The sequence below is a fragment of the Leptospirales bacterium genome (assembly GCA_019694655.1).
In the GTDB taxonomy this organism is placed as follows: Bacteria; Spirochaetota; Leptospiria; order Leptospirales; family Leptonemataceae; genus SSF53.
Genome location: JAIBBN010000021.1, coordinates 29,211 through 47,483, shown reverse-complemented (window position 1 = coordinate 47,483; position 18,273 = coordinate 29,211). Strand labels below are relative to the sequence as shown.

The following is an 18,273-nucleotide window of genomic DNA, read 5'->3' as shown; positions in this document are numbered from 1 at the left end:
GTTTGAGAGGCGTTCCTAAGCGAGGAGACATTCGCCCGTCAGCAAAAGAAAAGAAGAACATAGCTTTCGACGGCCGCATTGCGCGAAACGCGCGAGCATGACGGGCCTTTCGTTTAACTCAATCTGTCCGACTTCGCCTTCCTGGTCAATCCCGTTGCCTATCCGCCTTCGTCTTGTCCGCACTGCGCAGCAAATAGGCGATTTCGTATTGTCGCACTCCCTTGTTGGTTATGCGAACTTCGGCCGGGTCGCCGGCTTTAGTCGTCCAGCGGCTTGTGGTTCGACTTCGCCAGCAGGCTGTAGCGATCCTTCTTTCTTTTTCCCTGGCGCACTCGGATTGCGCGGCCGTCCAGATCCGATCGGCGCAATGCGACTACTTCGCGGACGCGCAGCCCGGCCGAATAGCAGAGCGCCGGCAGCAGTCGATGCTTACCGTTGTCCATTGGCAGCTCGAATCGATTGTCAGCGACTCGTCTGGACTCCGGCAAAGCAAAACTGAGCCGCTGATGGACGTCGCTCCCGGTATGTTGTCCGATTTCCAGCTGCGCCTGCTTTGGGCGCCGGTAAATCAGTAATTCGCTTCGCTTTGAAGGGCGGCCGGTCGGTCTCCGCCGATGCAGAACCATGTCCTGCTTGCGGTCGTCAATGCGGCCCCCATCGCCGCCCGCTGCGGACACAGCTTCGCCAGGTGAGTCCCAGGCCTTTTTCCGCCCCCTCACTCACCCGCCTTTGCGTCCAGGCGAGATTCCGAGGCCCAATTCTATTATCAACATTTTTACCAGTCGCTGTGTTGTTATTCAGTTAAACATATCTCCCGGGCCCGCCGGCGCCGCGGGAAGGCGCCTCATTTATAAGCAAAGATACACTAATTTGTGGGGGATTGAGGCCGGCTGCAGCGGCGGGCGATTGCCTTTGTGCAAAGGCCCGCGCGCTGCGCTATAGTTCAGCGATTGCGCGTCGCTCCGCCTGTCGGGTTGAGGCAGATCACCTTCTGGCTGGCGCCCTCGATGGCGTAGGCCGGCATGTTGGAGTTGGTGCTGCAGATCTCGCCGCTTTCGCCAAAAAGGATATCGCGCATGTAGGTGACGCGCGTCGGGCTGGGGTAGGCGGTGAAACTTCCGCTGATTGGATCCAGTCGAAAGATGCGATCAGAAAGATTTGATGTGATCCACACCATTCCGTTTTTGGGATCAATGCCCAGCGCATAGGGCGTTTCGTACTCGCCTTCTGCCAGCAGCGGCAGTTTGTAATGCTGGAACTGGCGCGTGCGCGTATCCAGTCGCATGATTGTGCCCTGTTCAAAAGATGGAATCCACAGCATTCCATCCGGCGCAAAACGCAGGCGACGCGGTCCGCCCAGCGGACTTTCAATCTCCTCGACTTCCAGCGTCTCCGGATCGACGCGGCCAATGTATCCCGAGTACAGCTTGCTGTACCAGATCGAACCATCCAGCGGACTCACGTCGATGCCGTAGGGCAGATTCAAGACGCGTCGTCCCTCGCCGCTGACCTTGTGGTGCGAAAGGCTCACCTGAAAATTCTTCTGTGGAAACCAGCTGGCCACTTCCAGAATTGTGGGAACCAGCGCATCGCTCAGCCAGCGCCACATTCCGTGCGAGGGCAACTCGATCATCGTAAACTGCTGCGTGCGCGGATCAAAGCGGCCAATCTTGTTGGAAAGCGCCACGGTAAACCACAGCATGCCTTTGCGGTCAAAGCGCAGCGTGTGCGGATAGATTGCATCGGGGATGGGAAAAATCTGAAAGGCGTGGCTTACTGGATCAAAGGACATGACCTCCGCTGCCAGCGAATTGGTTGTCCATAGCTTACCATCGGGACCGACCTGGATGCTGTGCGGACCGTGGCGCGCGGCAAAAGTGCCCAGCGGACGATAGGCCCCGGCAAACATGCCGCCCAGCGGCAGCTCGGAGGGCGGCAGATCGTAAGCAACGATTGTATTTCGGGCGCGGTCCACCTCGTAGATGCGGTCTTTGCTCATGTCCACGGCGTAGACCCGGCCATTGGGATGCAACTCGGCATCGTGCAAAAAGGAATCGGCCTCGCCAAGCTTCCATTCGGTGATCTGCGCCGGCTGCGCTGCCGCATCCAGCTGGTGCGACTGGCGGTCGGTCACTGGCGCGCCCTGAAAATAGCGGCTCAGCGTGCCGCGAAAGGCTTCTTCATCCGAACTGGTGATCAGCGCTCCGTAGCCCTGCATGCGATCCAGCGTCGTCTGCCAGGTCTCCTCATCCTTGACGTTGCGCGTCAGGGCGTTGCCAATCTGGTGGCAGTAGTGGCACTGGCTGACAAAGTTGTTGCGATGCTCCGGCGACTCCCACTGCAGCGTCGCGGCGTGGGCGCTGGCCGCAAGCGCATCGGAGCGCTGTTGCGGCGTGGCGTCGCGCAAGGTCAGGGCGCCGCCCTCGTCGGCCTCGGCATCGAGAAATCCTGCGTGACGCGCCCGCAGCCGGGCGCGATCGTTCAAGTTCAAACTGAGTCGGTAGCTTCCGCTGCCGTTGGTGTAGCAGGACTCGGCCACGGCGCCCTGAAAGGCGGTGACAATGGCCCCGGCCACGGCGCGACCCTGGGCGTCGCGCACCGTACCCTGCAGCGTGCGGGCCTGCAGCGTGGCGCTCATGCCGAGGCCGAGCGCTGCCAGCAATAAGGTATTCCAGATCGTTTTCATCGAGCGGCTCCTGAATTGTTCTGTGTAGCGCGACTGGATGCCTGCAATTGCGCCGGATAGGGAATACTGTAGAGCCCGCGCGAACTCTTGCGAAAGTTGGGCAGATAGATTTCGCTTCGGCCGGGAACGGCCACGGAAATTTCCTGCGGGCCCTCGCCTTCATACTCCGCATAGTAGAGGGCCTGCGATGCATCGGGACTGAGCGCCAGCACGCCGGTCTGGTGCGGAATGGGCAGCAGCGATTGTGGAACATTGAGCAGCGCATACTTCAGCCAGAGATTGCGGTGCGCAAAGGTAATCAGGCCGGTGCGTTTTTTGATGATGCCAATCCAGATACGACCCTCTGCATCGCGATCCATGCCATCGGGCATGCCTGGCAGGTATTCCCAGAGCGTATCGTGCGCGCCGGCGCGCGGACCGTTCAGAAAAAGTCGATCGATACGAAACTTCGTGGTCTCGGTGATCAACAGCGACTGTTCCTTTTCGTTTCCCTGGCCCTCGATCAGGATGCCATCGATGAAGTTGAAATCTCGGGCCGCCAGCGCTAGCGTGCCAGCGCGACGATCGAACTGCCAGAGCAGGCCGTTGCGCGCCAATGTGATCGCTTCGCCAAAGGCGCCGCCGCCCATCGCCGCGCCGGCATAGGCGTAGGGCGTGGTCATGTAGATGCGCTGGCCGTCGGCGGAGACGGCCAGGTCATTGCAGAAGGCCATCGGCGCGGAGTTGCTGTCGTTGAAGTCGGCCACGGCAAGCGCCGGCGCTTCTTCCGGTCGATAGACCTTGCCGCTGGCGCCCGGCGCGGACTCATAGGCCGGCGGAATCAAGGTCCGCGTTAACACCGGCTGCACTGTGCGTGTCGAAAGACGCAGTTCGTAGAGACCGACTTTTGCATCCGGCGCCTCTGGCTCGCCGTGCAGTCTGGATACGCAAGCGTAGATGCGATCCGGGTCGCCTGGATCGCGCACTGCGCCGGCGGCGATCAAGGGCGTCTTTGCAAAGCGTTCGGCGGCGCCGCTTGCCAGATCGATCTTCCAGAAATAGCCATCCATTCCTGTGGCAATGCCAAATCCTCTGTCTTCATAAAGTATCAGGTCGTCAAAGCCAGGGACTTTGTCGCCGCGGTGTCGTAGATGGCTGGCAATGTCGTCGGCTGCGGCGCGCACGGCCTCGATGCCAGAGGGCGTGGGCCCGATGTCGTAGGACTCGGCCATCACCAGATGGGCGCGCTCGGCGCGCGGGTAGTAGAGGTAGCCGCACAGCGAAAGCAGCGCAGCGGCAAGGACTGCAAGAACCCGTTTCATGGGCTGCAGACTAGCATGAAGCGGCAGCGCGACGCTTGAACGAATCTTGCGCCGCAGGCAAAAACTAGTCGGCCTCCAGGCGCTCCATGATCTGCAGCATGCCGGCCTCGCGGGCGCGAAAGATATCGGAGGGTCGCATGCCAAAGTTCTGTTGAAAAACGCGGCTGAAATGCGCTGAATCAGCAAAGCCGGCGGCGTGGGCGGCCTCGGTCAGCGTGCCGCTGCCATCCAGATAGCGCGCCGCAGCGCGCAGGCGCAGCCACAGAAAGTAGCGACGCATTGGCAGCCCCAGGTTGCGTTTGAAAAGGGTCATCAGTCGATTGGGCGAAAGCCCCTGTTCGCCAGCCAGCGCGGCCAGCGAGGGACAATCCGGAAAGCTGCTGCGGATGCGCTGCAGCACCGTCTGGATGCGCAAATCGAGGGCCGGCGCCTGCTGCGCCTGACTGGCCAGCATGCCTGCGGCGCAGCGCTGCACCGTTGCCCGGTCGGCGCGTCCCTCGAGAATGGCCTGCATATCAAGGTGCAATGTGGCAAACTCGGACGCCGCCAGCTCCTGCACGCGCGTCAGCGAAAGTCCGCCCAGCCAGGGTCGAAAGGCGGCGCAGTCCGGATCGACAATCAATACCGCCATGCGCGTGGAAGGCGCCAGGGTGCGATGTTCGAGATTGGGCGGCACCAGCGCCGCCCGGTATTCAGCGCGGCTGCGTCGCGTTTCCAGCAGAAACGGTTCGGCCACGCTGACGGCAATCGAGGCGCCAAAATGACGATGCCAGCCGGTATGATTGTGTGTGGTCGCATAGAGAGTGCGATCTCGCCACAGATACACGCGTCGCTGCGCATCGTCGGTCACTGCTTCGAATCCCCCGCCGCTCAGGCCGCTTGCTAGCATGGGACGGGCGCGCTGTCTATTCTACTTCGCGCCCTGTCGTGCAATGATTGCCGTCGCCGCCGCCTTGATCCAGTTGACGCCGTGAGCGAAATCGTTCGGTACAACTTTCCCACCGTGATCCATTTTGGCGTCGGCGCTCGCCGCAATTGCGCCGCCGCCCTGCAGCAACGCAACTGCCTGCGCCCGCTGCTGGTCACCGATCAAGCCCTGGCCAAGCTGCCCATCGTAGAGGAATTCAGCGCACTGCTGCGCGCCGCCGGACAATCGCTGGCCATCTACGATGGCGTCATTGGCAATCCAGTGAAATCACAGGTCGACCTGGGCGTGGCTGCATTTCGCGCCCACCAGTCCGATTGCATTGTGGCCTTTGGCGGCGGGGCCTCCCAGGATGTGGCCAAGGCCATTGCCTTGATGGCCGCTCACCCAGGCGACCTTTTCGACTACGAGGACGGTCTGCCTGGCGCTCGCCCGGTGGATCAGCGCCTTCCGCCGCTCTTTGCCCTTCCTACCACCGCCGGCACCGGCAGCGAGGTGGGCCGCAGTGCAGTGGTCTCCGAGGATAGCAGCCATCGTAAGAAGATCATCTTTTCGCCGCGACTGCTGCCGCTGGAGGTCTTTGCCGATCCGGAGCTGCTTGTGGCCTTGCCGGCCGGCGTCACCGCCGCTACCGGCATGGATGCCGTGACCCATCTGGTGGAGGCGCGCATTGCCCGCGGCTATCAACCGCTGTGTGACGGCATTGCCATGGAAGGCCTGCGACTGGCTTCGCTTTCGCTATCGGCCTGTGTCGACTTTGCGCGCGCTCACGTCGCGGCCACGCCGGAGCACCTCCTGGCTCGCGGCCAGATGCTCAACGCTTCGATGATGGGCGCCGTCGCCTTTCAAAAGGGCCTGGGCGTGACGCACTCCCTGGCTCATGCCCTTTCGACAGTCTACGACCTGCACCACGGCCTGGCCAACGGCATCATGATCGATTACGCCATGGAGTTCAATCTGCCGGCGGCCAAAGAAGAGTTTGCCTGGATGGCAAGGACCGTCGGAGCGCGGCGTCCGGATGCTGGCGGCTTTGTGGATTGGTTGAAGGAGCTCAAGGCGACGGTGGGAATGCCGGCCGGACTGCGCAGCCACGGACTTGACGATACGCGCCTCAACGAGCTGGTCGACGTGGCCCTGGCCGACGGCTGCCATCCGCTCAATCCGCGCAGCGTCTCGCGCGCCGATTTTGAAGAGCTGTATCGCAAGGCTTTTGCGGCCTGAAGAAAAAAGCGTAGCAGTCGGCGCAGCAGATCAACTTGCTGGAAGGGTATGAGCGACGTGCTCCTGCGCATTGGCATCAGCGCCTCCTTCTTTCATCCGGACCCGGAGCGTAACATCTTCAAGGGCAAGCGTCTGCTGTACCTGGAAGAGTCGATGGTCCACTGGGTCGCCAGCCAGGGCGTGTTGCCGATCATGGTTCCCACCAGCAATGCCGATCTCAAAGCGCAGCGCCTGGCAGCGGAGCTTGATGGCCTGGTGCTGCAGGGCGGTTCCGATCTGGCGCCGGAGAGCTATGGCGAAACGGCGCTGCGTCCGGAGTGGAGCGGCGACCGCTTTCGCGATCTCTATGAAATCGAACTGGTGCGCGCCTTCCTGGCGCAAAGCAAGCCAATCCTGGGCATCTGCCGCGGTCATCAGCTGCTCAACGTGGCGCTGGGCGGCAGTCTCTACCAGGACATTGCCACCCAACAACCGCAGGCGCGTCTGCATCGCGACCACGGACAGTACGACAACTTACGCCACCACATTCGTTTTGAAGCCGGGGCCGATCTGGCGCGCCTCTATCCCGGACGCGAGGGCGGCGAGATCATTACCATCCACCACCAGGCCATCAAAGAGCTGGGCCGCAATCTGCAGGTCGAGGCGGTCTGTGTCGAGGACGGCATCATCGAGGCCATTCGTCTGACGCACAATCCAGAAGGCGCCGAGCTGCCGCTGGTGCGCGGCGTTCAGTGGCATCCGGAGTTTCAGCGCACCGAACAGCGTGAGCTGCTGCCGGCCGCGCCCTTGCTTGGCGAATTTCTGAAATCGGCGAAAGCGCGTCGCAGCGCATCGAAAGCGAGCGCTGCTTTCGTCTCATATCCAGGAGTTTCTGGATGAGCGCCGCGCGCCTGCTTCGCATCGTCAATCCCGCTAGCGAACAACTCATCACCGAACTGGAATGCGATGATTCCCGTTCGATCATTGAGAAGTACAATCGCGCCATGGCCGCCCAGCTGGAGTGGTCGGCCACCAGCCTGGCCAGCCGCCAACAGATGGTTCGCAAATTCCGGCAGCTACTGGTCGACAGGCGCGAGCTGCTGGCGCGCACGCTCAGCGAGGAAATGGGCAAGCCCATCCGTCAAGCGCGCGGCGAACTGGAAAGCGTGCTGGGGCGCATCGACTTCTTTGTCGATCACGTCGATCGCGTACTGCGCGGCGAAACGGCGCTCAGCGCCGCTGAGGCGCCCGACGGTCGCACCGAAGAACGCATCACCTATGATCCGCTGGGCGTGGTGAGCTGCATCTCCGCCTGGAATTATCCCTATTTTGTGGGCCTGAATGTTATCCTTCCGGCGCTGCTTACCGGCAACACGGTGCTTTATAAGCCTTCCGAATTTGCGGCGCTCAGCGGCCTTTCCATCGCCGAATTGCTCTATCAATCCGGCGTGCCCGACGAGGTTCTGATCCCAATCATTGGCGACGGTTTTGCCGGACAGGAATTGCTGAAATACCCCACGGGCGGCGTCTTTTTCACCGGATCATACAAAACCGGTCGCGCCATCGCCGACATCTGCTCGCGGCGCTTTACGCGCCTGCAGCTGGAGCTGGGCGGCAAGGATCCGGTCTATGTCTGCGACGATGTCGATATTGCCGCCGCCGCCGCCTCCATTGCCGATGGCGCCTTCTACAATACCGGACAGAGCTGTTGTTCCGTGGAGCGTATCTACGTACAGCAGTCGATCTACGATCGCTTTCTGGAGGCCTTTTGCGCCGAAGTAAAATCCTATCGCATGGGCGACCCGCTATCCGAGGAAACTTACATCGGTCCGGTGGCCCGTCAGGGACAGCTTGGCGTACTGGAACGGCAGAGCAGCGACGCCGCCGCACTTGGCGGGCGCCTGCTGCAGGGCGGCAAGCGCGGCGCGGGCCCCGGCTACTTTTTTGAGGCGACAGTTTTTGCGAACTGCAATCACCAGATGGAACTGATGCGCGAAGAGAGCTTTGGCCCGATCATTGGCCTTGCGCCGGTCAAGGATGACCGCGCGGCCATGAGCCTGATGGCCGACTCGCGCTACGGTCTGACGGCCAGCGTCTATTCCGGCGATGGCGAACGCGCCCAGGCTGTTCTATCGCGACTTAACTATGGCACGGTTTACTGGAATTGCTGCGATCGTGTGAGTCCGCGCTTGCCGTGGTCCGGACGCAATGATTCCGGCATGGGCGTTACGCTGGGCCTTGAGGGCATTCGTTCTTTTGTTCGTCCGCGCGCCTGGCATTTGCGGCGTCCCTGAGCATAGAACTGCGCTCAGCTGGCCAGCTCGCGTTTTGCGTCTTCCAGCGTATCGAAAAGGTGGATTTCGTTGTTACGAATCACAGCGGCCAGTACGCGTCGCAGGCTGCTGCGCAATCCAGTGACGGCAAAGCGGCCGCCATATTTATGGATGTCATTTTGCAGCTTGAACAGCAGCGCAACGCCCGAGGAGTCCAGAAAGGAGGTCTCGGCGAAGTCCAGAATCACTGCCTTTGGCTGACTGGCCAGCGCTTCCATCAGGGTCATCCGAATGTCCGGCAGGATGAACATGGTCACCTCCGACTCCAGACAGCGCACCACCAGGCCGCCAGGGAACTCCTCCAGCTGCAACGCTTGCGACTCTTCCAGATCATCTTCCATAAAGCACACGGACCGCCAGGTTCCATTTTTTTAAGATTGTGACTCCAGGATGCAAACCATTATTTCGTTTTTTTTCTCGCCGCAGCGGGGCCTTCGATCTGCGCTGTTGTGGCCGCTGCGCCATAAACTGCGCAAGTTGTTGACATTGATGATTTTACAAGCTCGCCCGGCCCGTCCCGCGGCCAATCTTCCGTTTGCTAAGTATGACTATATGAATTTTTCCGCGCTGGCGGCTTGCTTCTCAGGGAGAACGGCCCGCTGAGCCTCTCCGGCGCAATTGAGGCGCGCTTGCGCCTGCTGTCGTGGCTGGACCTGGCGCTGGTCTGGCTGCTGCTGCTTCTGGAGCCTGTGCTGCGCCACGCCTTTTACTTCTGGCTCAGCCCGATCGCCGAATACCGCCAGCAGTCCCTGAGTTTTCAGGAGATCTTTCCCTACTTCTATCCCGGCGGCGAAATGACGCCGCTGCACTGGCTGGCCTTCCTGATTCTGCTGACCACGGTGGCCGGCCAGCTGCTGCTATTGCGCGGCAAGCGGCCTGGCCTCTGGGTTTATGCCGGCGCGCTGTTTTTTGTCAGCGTGCATTGCGGTTCGCTGCTGTTGCGCGCTGTTCTTGATCTCAGTTTGCAGCTGCGCGCTCAGCAAACGATTGCGCCGGAGGCCGGCGGCTACTACTGGTTCTATGCTGTCCTGCTGGCGCTACAGTTGATTCGCGCCCTCTACAATTTGCTGTGCTACCTGGCCTGGCGAGTATGGCGCCAGCGATTGCCTGCGGCGCAAGCGTCGGATCTTTGACGGCCCTCAGGCTGCCGCCGATTCTTGCGGGGCGCCGCCGGTCTTTTGCAGGCGATGCACAATGGCGGCGCCGCCCACGCCCTTCAGCGTCGCTTCCACGCGCTGTGATTGGTAGCCGCGCTCGTCGAGCAGTTCGGCAATGCCTGGCGACTGGAAGACGCTCTCGCTGATCCAGATTTCGCCGGCGCTGGCCAGGCCCTGCACGCGTGCGGCAATGTTCACCGATTGACCGAAGTAGTCGATGGCGCTGTTGCTGTTTACGGCCAGCGAGGGTCCCTCGTTCAGTCCGATCTTCAATCCCAGCGAATAGCCCAGCTCGCGCAGACGGCCATTGAAATCATCCATGGAGTGCATCATCTGCGCTGCAGCGCGCAATCCATCCAGGGGCTGCGAAAAACTGGCCATGATGGCGTCGCCCATCGTTTTGACAATGGCGCCGTTATTGGCGCGCACCGCCTCGGTCAGGATGCGGAAGTGGTCCTGTACCAGCTGGTAGGCGGTGTGATCGCCGGCGCGATCGTACATCTCCGTGCTGCCCTTGAGATCGGTAAAAAGCAGCGTCAGGCTTTTGACGCTCAGATTCAAATCCTTGCTGAGCGTCTGTACGCGAAACAGATCGCGGAAGCTCTGGTTGTTGAGCAGCATCTTAGCCGTCAGGAAGGGGACCTTCTCGCTGGGGTGCTGATCGAGAATCTCATGCAGCCGCGGAAAATTGGGCTTCAAGACCAGAAAGCTGCGTCGCACGCCGCAGAGGTTGCGCACGCCAATGCGCAATTGCTCGCCGCTGACCTGTACTTCTGGATGCGAGAAGTGACGATCGAGCATTTCGATTTCCTGTTCGGCGATGCCCTGCAGCTGTTCGCCAAAGTTCAGGATCGACGGCGAATGATTGTCAATGCTCAAGAATTGATAGGTTTCTCCCGGTCGCGCCCGCAGCTCCACGACCTTGCGCTGTTCCGGTTCCAGCACCACGAAGGACTTGATGGCCTCGGCCTGGTAGGCCTTGAGATCAGGGTGACGCTTTAGATTGTCGGAAAAAAAATAACGGCGGTGGTTCTCGCGGCTGGCATAGGGATCGATGTCCAGGCTCTTGACTGCCGGGTTGATGCTGAAGGATACCTCGACCTGATCGTCCAGGTTGCTGTCGACGTCGATGTTGCAGATCGTACAGTGAAAGGACCTGCTTTCCACCTGATCGAGGGCCTCATGGCTGTGTTCGCGCCCGCCGCACATCGGGCAGATCATGTTGTAGGAGAAATCCATCAGACCAATGCGGGCGCTGTGCACGAACAGATCCACGGCCTGAGCCGTCGGAATTGCATGGCGTTGGGCAAAGGAAAGCGGATTGATTCGAAACAGGGACCAGTCGTCCAGTGATTCCAGGACGGCGCCAAAGCCTTCGATATCGGCATTTTGCAGGGCAGGGAAACTGCACAGGTTGTCCAGTCTGAGCTTGAGCAATGAGTGATTCCACATAGGGCTTATCCGGGTTTCCTTGCCTGCGGCGGCGACGCGATCACAGGCGCAACTCTCTTCCAATAGAGCATAACACATGAGAATGAAAGCAACCAGCAATGTTACAAATTTTCACCTCTGGCGAGCTGCCCGCAGAATGCGCCCGGCGGCGCTGCTGCTGTTCCTTTTGCTTTCAGGCGGCGCGCTGGCGGCCCAGTCGGCCGGCGCTGGCCCCGCACGTCCAGGCGCAGCGCCGACGGCGCCGCTCAGCGAGTCGCAGAAGATTGAGGCGCTGATTCAGGCGGTCGCTTCCTCCGGCGCCAGTTTCTACCGCAACGGCAGCTGGCATCCAGCAGCGGCCGCTGCCGAACACATGCGGCTGAAGCTATCGCGCTCCGGCGGACGAATCCAGACGGCGCGCGATTTTATCCGCTACATTGGAACCAGGTCCAGTCTCAGCGGCGAGGAATACCGTATCCGCATGCCCGATGGCCTAGAAAGCTCCAGCGCCGACTGGCTCAGGCGGAAGTTGCAGGCTCTGGAAGCGCGTCGCCAGACGCCGGACTGAACTTGCGCATTGTCAGCACCAGATAGATGCGTCCCTTATAGCTGCGCTCGCGTCGATCGCGCAGAAAGAAAATGATGATGTACTGGCGATAGAGCCCGAGGTCGATGGCCGTCAATTTGTGGCTCAAGTTCTCTGGCGGCGTCAGTTGTACGGCAAAGCCGCCATCGCGCAGCTCTTCGACAATATCTGCGGCCATCTGGTTGGCAAATTCCAGCAACACCGAGTCGGCCATGCCCTTCAATCCGGCATCGATGCCAAAGCGTTCGGCAATACGCGGCAGCAGCTTCAACTTGGTATAGCCGTCCATACAAAAGTAGAGGAAGCCGTTGACATCGCCCTCGAAACCAATGCGCGAGCAGCTTTCGTAGCAAAGGCCTTCGTTGCGCGAGGGACCGTAGGCTTCCTTGTCCGCGCTTAGGTAAAGGTTCTCTTTGAAAAAATCCTGACAGACGCGCGAAAGCGTCAGGACGATCTTCTCATCCAGCAAAGGATCCATGCTCTACAAACTCCGCCGTCGGAGCGACCGGGGCGTAGACCCGGAAACTATTGGGACCTTCGGACCGCGCCTGTTCCAGCGCCGCGCCGGCGCGCCGAAACCACTCCAGCGGGGATTCCACATCGTCTTCCAGAATAGCGCAACCAATTTGCAGTTCGACGGTTTCGCGCTCGCCGAGATCGCTGAGGTATTCGGAGAAGCGTCGATCGATTTCTCCTTCCATCGACTGCGGGCCCAGCAGCGCAAAGACATCGGCGGCAATGCGATACAGGCGGCGATCGCCAAAGCGTCGGCGCAATTGCAATCCGCGCCAGAGCGTTTGGCCGCCGCCCTTCAGAAATTGCACCAAACTCAGCTCGCGGCGTTCGCGCAGGCTGTCGCGCAGCGCAAACTCGTGTCGCAAATCGCGATGAAAGGTCATGCCGTTGTTCAGCGCCGATTGTCGATCGACTGTAGCCTGCTCGAAGACCGCCGCCTGCAGCAGCCATTCGCCAAATTTGCGAATTCGAAACCAGGCCAGGGCCAGCTCTTCCGGGCGAAACAGCGGCCGCCGGGAACTGAAACGCAGCGCGCCAATCAGGCCGCGGTGCGAGGGCAGCGGAAAAACCAGGCGCAGGCCGTCTTCCAGGGCCACGTAGCGTCCGGCTTCCAGCTGCGTCAGACAATCGCGCTCCAGATGTTCATCTTCCAGCGCCGCACCGGAAACAAAGACGCTGCCGCGCTTTTCCAGGCAGGGCGCCATATCGCCCAATCGGTTGCGCAGGAAGAGCAGGCTGTCGCAGTCCTGCAGCGCAGAACTGACGCTGCTCAAGAAGGATCGGGCAAAGCTTTCCAGATCGCTGACGCTTTCCAGAAACTCGCCGCTATCAACAAAATCATAGTATCGAAAATCAAAGAGGCTTTCGCCCGCTGGCTGCCGTAAGACGGCGGCGGCAAAATCCTGCGTCTCCGGCGCCAGTCGTGTGCGCACCGGCGCCATCACCGCCAGAAAACCGGGCAGGTTCCAGCGTTCCTGCTCAACTGCCGCATCCTCAGGCAGAGCCGCTTCGTCTTCCTGCTGCAGCGGGGCGGCGACAGCATCGTGATCGTCGCGTACTACGGCCTGCGGGATGGGCGCCGCGGCGGTAGAGGCATCCTTTGGTTTGCGCCGACGGTTGATGCGATTGAGGGCCAGCACCAGAGCCGCCGCGCCAGCGCCCACCAGGGCCCAGGCCGCCGTCGACAGCCAACGTCCGCCGCCGCCGGAACTTTGCGGCGACTGGATCATCGGCGTCGGGAGCTGGGGGCTTTGCTGCGCCCATAGCGCGCCCGCCGGCGTGGCCAGTACGAAAGCCGTAACAAGGAAGGCGCAAAGCTTCACCGATCTCAGTAACGGCGCGTCTTGCAGAGCGCTGGAAACTTTTTTGAGCCGGCCGCGCCAGCTGCCGCCGGCCAGGCTCAGCCTGCAGCAAGCGCCGTCGCAGAAAATGCTCGACCCTCGACCCTTGCTTGAAATCCTGCACGCTGCCGCCCAGATGGTGGAATTGGTAGACACGCAAGCTTGAGGTGCTTGTGCCCGAAAGGGTGTGGGGGTTCAAGTCCCCCTTTGGGCAGTTTGCATTCGTTCGTACCTTTGCAGAAATTGATTCTTCGCCAGCCTCTTCCTTACCCTACACGGCATCTCTTGCAATGAGCGCGCCCTCCTATCGCAGCCTGACGGAACGCGGCAAACACCTGATGATCTCGATCTCAGGTATCCGCGGCGTGATCCCGGAGGGACTGGATGCCGTTAACGCACTGCATTTCATTCGCGCCTTTGGCGTAGTGACCGGTAAGCGCGTGGTGATTGGCCGCGATTCACGCTCCACGGGCCCATGGCTGATGCAACTTTGCGCCGCGGCGCTGGCTGCGCAGGGCAAGGAGGTTCTGGATGCCGACCTGGCGCCTACGCCAACCATCAAAGCGGCGGTGGTTCAGCAGAAGGCGGATGGCGGAATTGTAGTCAGCGCCAGCCACAATCCGCCGGAATGGAACGGATTGAAATTCATTCAAAAAGGCGGCGCCTTTTTCGACCGCGCCGCCTTTGATCGCTGGCAGGCGGCCATCGAAAACGATGCGCCGCGCGATCTGGACTGGCGCCGCACCGGGCGGTTGCGCTCCATCGATGCCATTGGCGATCACATTCGCGCCGTGCTGCAGTCGCTGCCCAATCTGGAAGAGATCCGTGCGCGTCGCTACCGTGTATTGGTCGATGCTGCGGGCGGGGCTGGTCGCGTCGCTCTGCCGGCGTTGCTGGAAGAAATGGGCTGTGAGGTGATTCGCCTCTACTGCGATGCAACCCGCGATGGCGGCTTCCCCCGTCCGCCCGAACCAACGCCCGCTGCGCTGCGCGACTTCGGGCGCGCTCTTGCTGATAGCGGCGCCGCGGTTGGCTTTGCCCTGGATCCAGACGCCGACCGATTGGTGCTGGGCTCCGCCGGGCAGGGCGCCTGGAATGAAGAATACACGCTGCCAGTCGCTTTTCTTGGCTTGAGCGCCGACCGGGAAGGGCGCAAGCTGCGGAATAAGTATGCGATTGTAAACCTTTCGACGGCCACGCTGCTCGATGCCGTCGGCAAGTCCTTTGGCCTGCGCGTCGAACGTTCGCCGGTCGGCGAAGCCAACGTTGTGGCGCAAATGAAGAAGCGCCGCGCTGTCTTCGGCGGCGAAGGCAATGGCGGCGTAATCGATCCGCGCATTCCTTCCTTTGGCCGCGATTCTTTGAGCGGCGCCGCCCTGACCCTTTCAGCCATGGCGGCGCGCCAGAGCAGTACGCTGGATGACCTGTCGCCAGCGCTGCCGCCGCTCTTTATGGAAAAGACCAAGATGCCGCTGGAGCCGTCGCGTCTGGCGCGCCTCTTTTCCGTACTGGAAACCAGCTTTCGCGGCGCCAAGAGCGATCGTCGCGATGGTCTGCACTTGAGCTTTGGCGAGCAAAGCTGGCTGCATGTTCGCGGCAGCAACACAGAGCCGGTGGTGCGCATTATCGCTCAGGGAGACAGCGCAGCACAACTGAAGGAAGTGCTGGCCCGCGCCCGCGATGCCTTGAAGCAGGTATAGCAAATGCTGCGTATCCATCCGGCGGCGGCGATGCTTCTGGTCGCGACGCTTGTCCTTGCTCTCCTGGGTTTTCTCTATCGTCCTCTGCCGCAGGCTTATGCCACGCCGCCGCAGGATCTGCAGCGCATTCGTGATCTGGCGCGCAGCTACCGGCGCGCCGCGCTGCCGCAGGCTCTGCGCATTTACATCAGCGGACGTTGTCCGATTTCGCCGCTCTCGCCCTTCTGCCGCGGACGCGACGCCGATGCTGCTGCTGCCGCTGCGGCCATCTTTGCGCGCGGTCCATTGATGATCGACTCGGCGCTGGCAGCGGACGGTCCCGCCCGCTGTGCGACCGATGACTATGCCAGCGTGCGCAGCGCGTGGCGGCGCGATCTGGCGACTTCGCAGGCGATCCTGTTTCTGTCCGGCGATGTTCTTTCCTTTTCCGGATTTGCGGCGCTGCCCGACGTCGATGCCTGGCGCGAACATGCCATGCTTGCGCCGGCGCAATTGCACCCCGGACTGGTGCGCGATTCCGGTTTGCCGGCGCCCGTACTGGAAGCCATTCGACCGGCGGATGCGCCAACGCGCTGGGAGGCGGCGCCTGGCGTCGTTTCGCTCTGGACCAGTTCGCCAGGCGGCGACCAACGCTGGCTTTATGTGCGCACCCAGGCCGATCGCGAATACCTGCTCTTTGTCTGGCCGCCGCGACTGCATTGCCAGCAAAACGGCGGCTGGCAGGCCGGCCTGGCTGCAGAGGAGATGCGCCTGGCCTGCTCTTCGCTGCAGGGCGTGGAGAGCGAACTGCAACGTCTGGCCGCTCAGGGATTGATCCTGATGCCCATGCGCGATGAGCGCGAGCTGCGTCGGCTGGCCGCCGCGGGCCTCGTTGAGCTTTTCTGAATTTGCTTGCTGCGCTTGCCGCAGCCAGGGCCACTGCAGCAGAGGCCAGAATGGAAGTTACCACGCCAGTAGAAGCTCAGGGCATATTGCAATCGGGACGAAAAGTTTTTCTGATCGATGTACGCACCGCGGAAGAGTTTCGCGAAGTGCACGCGCGCGGCGCGCAGCTTTTTACCCTGCAACAGCTGGATGTCGATGAAATCCGCGCCGCTCGCGATCAGGGCGGATACGAAGAGAAAATTCTGGTTATCTGTCGCAGCGGCGCACGCTCCGGCCAGGCCTGCCTGATGCTCAATGCCGCCGGCATTCCGGCCATCAACATCAGCGGCGGCACCATGGAATGGCAGGCCCAGGGTCTGCCTGTAGAGCGCGGTTGAATCCGGCCGCACTCTGGCGTCTTCTGCTGGCCGCCCTTCGATTGAGGGGCAAGCGTCGACATCTGGAAAGCCTGAGCGCCAACCACGGCTATTTCTTTACTATCAAACGCACTCTATTGAAGCTACAAACCCGCTACCAATCGCTGGAGCTGGTAGAGAGCGAGGCCTTTGGTCGCGTGCTGTTGCTGGACGGCATCGCCCAGCTTTTTGAAACGCGCGAATTCCAGTACCACGAAGCGCTGGCGCATCCGGCGCTCTCGGCGCATCCTGATCCGCGAAGCGTATTGATCATTGGCGGCGGAGATGGCGGCGTGTTGCGCCAGGTCTGTCGTCATCGCAGCATTGAGCGCATTGATCTGGTCGATCTGGATGGCGAAGTAGTTGAGGTCGCGCGGCGCTGGCTGCCTGGCGTCCACGGCGGCAGTTTTGATGATCCGCGTGTGCACATCACAATTGGCGATGGCCGCCAGTTTGTAGAGGGCTGTCGCAAACGCTACGATGTTATCCTGATGGACATGACCGATCCCAGCGGTCCTTCCTGCCTGCTCTATACGCAGGAATTTTTTCGAAGCGTACGACGGGCGCTGCGCGACAGGCGCAGCATCTTCAGCATGCACGCCGAGTCGGCGGAGGATCGACCGCTGGCTTATACTTCAATTCTGCGCACCCTGCGCAGCGTCTTTGGAAAAGTGCGGCCCATGCACCAGTTCGTAGCCCAGTACGGCACACTGTGGGCCCTGGTGCATGCCAGTCCATCGATCGATGTGGCGGCAGTTCCCGCGGCGACGATCGATCGCCGACTGCGGCAGCGGCGCGTAGGGGGCCTGCAACTTTACAACGGCGCCGTGCACCATTCCATGGCCGTGAGTCGTCCCTATATTAATCGAATCGTAGAACAAAGCGATGCGCGCCTGATCACCGATGCGGCGCCCGATTTTCCGGACGCATTTGAGTAAGCGCCGCAGCCTGCGGCCTTTGCGGCGCGCCTGCGTTTCAGCTGGCGGAAGACTCGCCTATCATGCTCTGAGCGTAGTTCTGTTCGCCGATGCGGTCGATCAGGCTCAGTTGCGTTTCCAGGAAGTCGATATGCTCTTCTTCACTTTCTAGAATCGATTCAAAAAGCTCGCGGCTCACATAGTCGCTGACGCTCTCGCAATGGGCGATGGCCTCTTTCAGGTCCGGCACGGCCTCGCGTTCCAGCGCCAGGTCGCACTCCAGAAGCTCGCGCACTTTTTCGCCAATGCGCAGCTTGCCCAGCTCCTGCATGCTGGGCAGACCCTCGAGAAACAGAATACGCTCGATCAGTTTGTCGGCGTGCTTCATCTCATCGATGGACTCTTTGTGCTCATGATCGCCAAGGCGCTTCAGACCCCAGTTGTGCAACATCCGCGAATGCAAGAAGTACTGGTTGATGGCCGTGAGCTCGTTTTTCAGCGCTCGATTCAAAAACTGGATTACCCTGGCGTCGCCCTTCATGCTGCACTCCTGGCCTCAGCTGAGCAAGACGCCTGGGCGGCGTCAAGTCTGCGCTGCGACCGGCCGCAGAGAGGATTGCGAATGAGACTTAATCTTAGGGGCGAGGTTCAGCCCGCAGCGCGAACACTGCGCTGGCAGTGACCATGGTGCTCATCGACGAGATGCTCTGCAAAATCCAGGCAGGCGCCACAGCGGGCGCCCACTGGCAGGCTGGCCTGAACCTCGCGCAAAGTGGAGGCCCCGCCCTCTACCGCCTTGCGGATTTCGCCATCGGTAACGGCATGGCAGACGCAGACATACATCCTGCCCCATACTACTGAGACTCATTCTCATGGTCAAGAGGGAAAGCGGGAGTCGGGC

At 61.2% G+C, this 18,273-nt stretch carries 19 protein-coding genes and 1 tRNA gene; 10 read left to right on the top strand and 10 right to left on the bottom strand.

What is annotated here, in order from left to right; genetic code table 11:
- Positions 1–257 precede the first annotated feature (257 nt).
- The 4 genes from K1X75_17325 to K1X75_17310 all read right to left on the bottom strand — a co-directional run bounded on the left by K1X75_17325 (position 258) and on the right by K1X75_17310 (position 4,876).
- A complete protein-coding gene (locus K1X75_17325; GenBank protein MBX7059828.1) occupies positions 258–626 on the bottom strand; it encodes a tyrosine-type recombinase/integrase in 369 nt (122 codons plus the stop codon).
- A 317-nt stretch (positions 627–943) separates the two neighbouring features.
- Complete coding sequence (locus K1X75_17320; protein ID MBX7059827.1) at positions 944–2,686, bottom strand: carboxypeptidase regulatory-like domain-containing protein; 1,743 nt, start codon at positions 2,684–2,686, stop codon at positions 944–946.
- A complete protein-coding gene (locus tag K1X75_17315) occupies positions 2,683–3,987 on the bottom strand; it encodes an SMP-30/gluconolaconase/LRE-like region (GenBank protein ID MBX7059826.1) in 1,305 nt (434 codons plus the stop codon). The genes K1X75_17320 and K1X75_17315 overlap by 4 nt, the downstream gene beginning before the upstream one ends.
- Positions 3,988–4,051: 64 nt before the next feature.
- Positions 4,052–4,876 (bottom strand): AraC family transcriptional regulator, encoded by an 825-nt coding sequence (locus K1X75_17310; protein ID MBX7059825.1) that lies wholly within the window; start codon positions 4,874–4,876, stop codon positions 4,052–4,054.
- A 90-nt stretch (positions 4,877–4,966) separates the two neighbouring features.
- Between K1X75_17310 and K1X75_17305 the strand changes: the two genes are divergently transcribed.
- Genes K1X75_17305 through K1X75_17295 form a run of 3 tightly spaced genes read left to right on the top strand, consistent with a single transcriptional unit; the run spans position 4,967 to position 8,406 of the window.
- On the top strand, positions 4,967–6,133 hold the full coding sequence (locus K1X75_17305) for an iron-containing alcohol dehydrogenase (GenBank protein MBX7059824.1): 1,167 nt from the start codon (positions 4,967–4,969) through the stop codon (positions 6,131–6,133).
- 48 nt (positions 6,134–6,181) lie between these two features.
- Complete coding sequence (locus tag K1X75_17300; protein ID MBX7059823.1) at positions 6,182–7,012, top strand: gamma-glutamyl-gamma-aminobutyrate hydrolase family protein; 831 nt, start codon at positions 6,182–6,184, stop codon at positions 7,010–7,012.
- A complete protein-coding gene (locus tag K1X75_17295) occupies positions 7,009–8,406 on the top strand; it encodes an aldehyde dehydrogenase family protein (GenBank protein MBX7059822.1) in 1,398 nt (465 codons plus the stop codon). The genes K1X75_17300 and K1X75_17295 overlap by 4 nt, the downstream gene beginning before the upstream one ends.
- A 14-nt stretch (positions 8,407–8,420) precedes the next feature.
- On the opposite strand, the gene K1X75_17290 is transcribed toward K1X75_17295, so the two are convergent.
- Entirely contained in the window at positions 8,421–8,795 is a 375-nt protein-coding gene (locus tag K1X75_17290) for an STAS domain-containing protein (protein ID MBX7059821.1), read from the bottom strand.
- A 225-nt stretch (positions 8,796–9,020) separates the two neighbouring features.
- Between K1X75_17290 and K1X75_17285 the strand changes: the two genes are divergently transcribed.
- Positions 9,021–9,578 carry a hypothetical protein gene (locus K1X75_17285; GenBank protein MBX7059820.1) on the top strand — a complete coding sequence of 186 codons (558 nt, stop codon included), beginning with the start codon at positions 9,021–9,023 and terminating at the stop codon, positions 9,576–9,578.
- A 6-nt stretch (positions 9,579–9,584) separates the two neighbouring features.
- On the opposite strand, the gene K1X75_17280 is transcribed toward K1X75_17285, so the two are convergent.
- Positions 9,585–11,054, bottom strand: coding sequence for an adenylate/guanylate cyclase domain-containing protein (locus K1X75_17280; GenBank protein ID MBX7059819.1), 1,470 nt, complete (start codon positions 11,052–11,054; stop codon positions 9,585–9,587).
- A gap of 82 nt (positions 11,055–11,136) precedes the next feature.
- On the opposite strand from K1X75_17280, the gene K1X75_17275 reads away from it, so the two are divergent.
- Positions 11,137–11,601 carry a DUF5329 domain-containing protein gene (locus K1X75_17275; GenBank protein ID MBX7059818.1) on the top strand — a complete coding sequence of 155 codons (465 nt, stop codon included), beginning with the start codon at positions 11,137–11,139 and terminating at the stop codon, positions 11,599–11,601.
- Here the strand turns inward: K1X75_17275 and K1X75_17270 are convergent.
- Both K1X75_17270 and K1X75_17265 read right to left on the bottom strand, forming a co-directional pair.
- Positions 11,552–12,097 (bottom strand): chemotaxis protein CheX, encoded by a 546-nt coding sequence (locus K1X75_17270; GenBank protein ID MBX7059817.1) that lies wholly within the window; start codon positions 12,095–12,097, stop codon positions 11,552–11,554. The two genes, K1X75_17275 and K1X75_17270, sit on opposite strands and share 50 nt — an antisense overlap.
- Positions 12,078–13,457 carry a hypothetical protein gene (locus K1X75_17265; GenBank protein MBX7059816.1) on the bottom strand — a complete coding sequence of 460 codons (1,380 nt, stop codon included), beginning with the start codon at positions 13,455–13,457 and terminating at the stop codon, positions 12,078–12,080. Before K1X75_17265 ends, K1X75_17270 begins: the two co-directional genes overlap by 20 nt.
- A 148-nt stretch (positions 13,458–13,605) precedes the next feature.
- Here K1X75_17265 and K1X75_17260 point away from each other — a divergent pair.
- The 5 genes from K1X75_17260 (at position 13,606) to speE (ending at position 17,393) form a co-directional block, all read left to right on the top strand.
- A tRNA-Leu gene (locus K1X75_17260) sits at positions 13,606–13,689 on the top strand.
- A gap of 76 nt (positions 13,690–13,765) precedes the next feature.
- A complete protein-coding gene (locus K1X75_17255; GenBank protein MBX7059815.1) occupies positions 13,766–15,175 on the top strand; it encodes a phosphoglucosamine mutase in 1,410 nt (469 codons plus the stop codon).
- 3 nt (positions 15,176–15,178) lie between these two features.
- The gene (locus K1X75_17250; protein MBX7059814.1) at positions 15,179–16,060 is read left to right on the top strand and encodes a hypothetical protein; all 882 of its coding nucleotides are present in this window, start codon (positions 15,179–15,181) and stop codon (positions 16,058–16,060) included.
- Between the two features lie 50 nt (positions 16,061–16,110).
- Positions 16,111–16,437 carry a rhodanese-like domain-containing protein gene (locus K1X75_17245; GenBank protein ID MBX7059813.1) on the top strand — a complete coding sequence of 109 codons (327 nt, stop codon included), beginning with the start codon at positions 16,111–16,113 and terminating at the stop codon, positions 16,435–16,437.
- Positions 16,434–17,393: a polyamine aminopropyltransferase gene (speE, locus tag K1X75_17240; protein MBX7059812.1), complete on the top strand. Its 960-nt coding sequence runs from the start codon at positions 16,434–16,436 to the stop codon at positions 17,391–17,393. Before K1X75_17245 ends, speE begins: the two co-directional genes overlap by 4 nt.
- A gap of 37 nt (positions 17,394–17,430) precedes the next feature.
- Here speE and bfr read toward each other — a convergent pair whose 3' ends face one another.
- Both bfr and K1X75_17230 read right to left on the bottom strand, forming a co-directional pair.
- Complete coding sequence (gene bfr, locus K1X75_17235; protein ID MBX7059811.1) at positions 17,431–17,913, bottom strand: bacterioferritin; 483 nt, start codon at positions 17,911–17,913, stop codon at positions 17,431–17,433.
- A 107-nt stretch (positions 17,914–18,020) separates the two neighbouring features.
- Complete coding sequence (locus tag K1X75_17230; GenBank protein ID MBX7059810.1) at positions 18,021–18,215, bottom strand: (2Fe-2S)-binding protein; 195 nt, start codon at positions 18,213–18,215, stop codon at positions 18,021–18,023.
- Positions 18,216–18,273 lie beyond the last annotated feature (58 nt).

Bases quoted from the DNA above. Each gene is read 5' to 3' on its own strand.
- K1X75_17325 (MBX7059828.1), bottom strand. From the start codon at position 626: ATGGTTCTGCATCGGCGGAGACCGACCGGCCGCCCTTCAAAGCGAAGC.
- K1X75_17320 (MBX7059827.1), bottom strand. From the start codon at position 2,686: ATGAAAACGATCTGGAATACCTTATTGCTGGCAGCGCTCGGCCTCGGC.
- K1X75_17315 (MBX7059826.1), bottom strand. From the start codon at position 3,987: ATGAAACGGGTTCTTGCAGTCCTTGCCGCTGCGCTGCTTTCGCTGTGC.
- K1X75_17310 (MBX7059825.1), bottom strand. From the start codon at position 4,876: ATGCTAGCAAGCGGCCTGAGCGGCGGGGGATTCGAAGCAGTGACCGAC.
- K1X75_17300 (MBX7059823.1), top strand. From the start codon at position 6,182: ATGAGCGACGTGCTCCTGCGCATTGGCATCAGCGCCTCCTTCTTTCAT.
- K1X75_17295 (MBX7059822.1), top strand. From the start codon at position 7,009: ATGAGCGCCGCGCGCCTGCTTCGCATCGTCAATCCCGCTAGCGAACAA.
- K1X75_17280 (MBX7059819.1), bottom strand. From the start codon at position 11,054: ATGTGGAATCACTCATTGCTCAAGCTCAGACTGGACAACCTGTGCAGT.
- K1X75_17275 (MBX7059818.1), top strand. From the start codon at position 11,137: ATGAAAGCAACCAGCAATGTTACAAATTTTCACCTCTGGCGAGCTGCC.
- K1X75_17270 (MBX7059817.1), bottom strand. From the start codon at position 12,097: ATGGATCCTTTGCTGGATGAGAAGATCGTCCTGACGCTTTCGCGCGTC.
- K1X75_17255 (MBX7059815.1), top strand. From the start codon at position 13,766: ATGAGCGCGCCCTCCTATCGCAGCCTGACGGAACGCGGCAAACACCTG.
- K1X75_17250 (MBX7059814.1), top strand. From the start codon at position 15,179: ATGCTGCGTATCCATCCGGCGGCGGCGATGCTTCTGGTCGCGACGCTT.
- K1X75_17245 (MBX7059813.1), top strand. From the start codon at position 16,111: ATGGAAGTTACCACGCCAGTAGAAGCTCAGGGCATATTGCAATCGGGA.
- bfr (MBX7059811.1), bottom strand. From the start codon at position 17,913: ATGAAGGGCGACGCCAGGGTAATCCAGTTTTTGAATCGAGCGCTGAAA.
- K1X75_17230 (MBX7059810.1), bottom strand. From the start codon at position 18,215: ATGTATGTCTGCGTCTGCCATGCCGTTACCGATGGCGAAATCCGCAAG.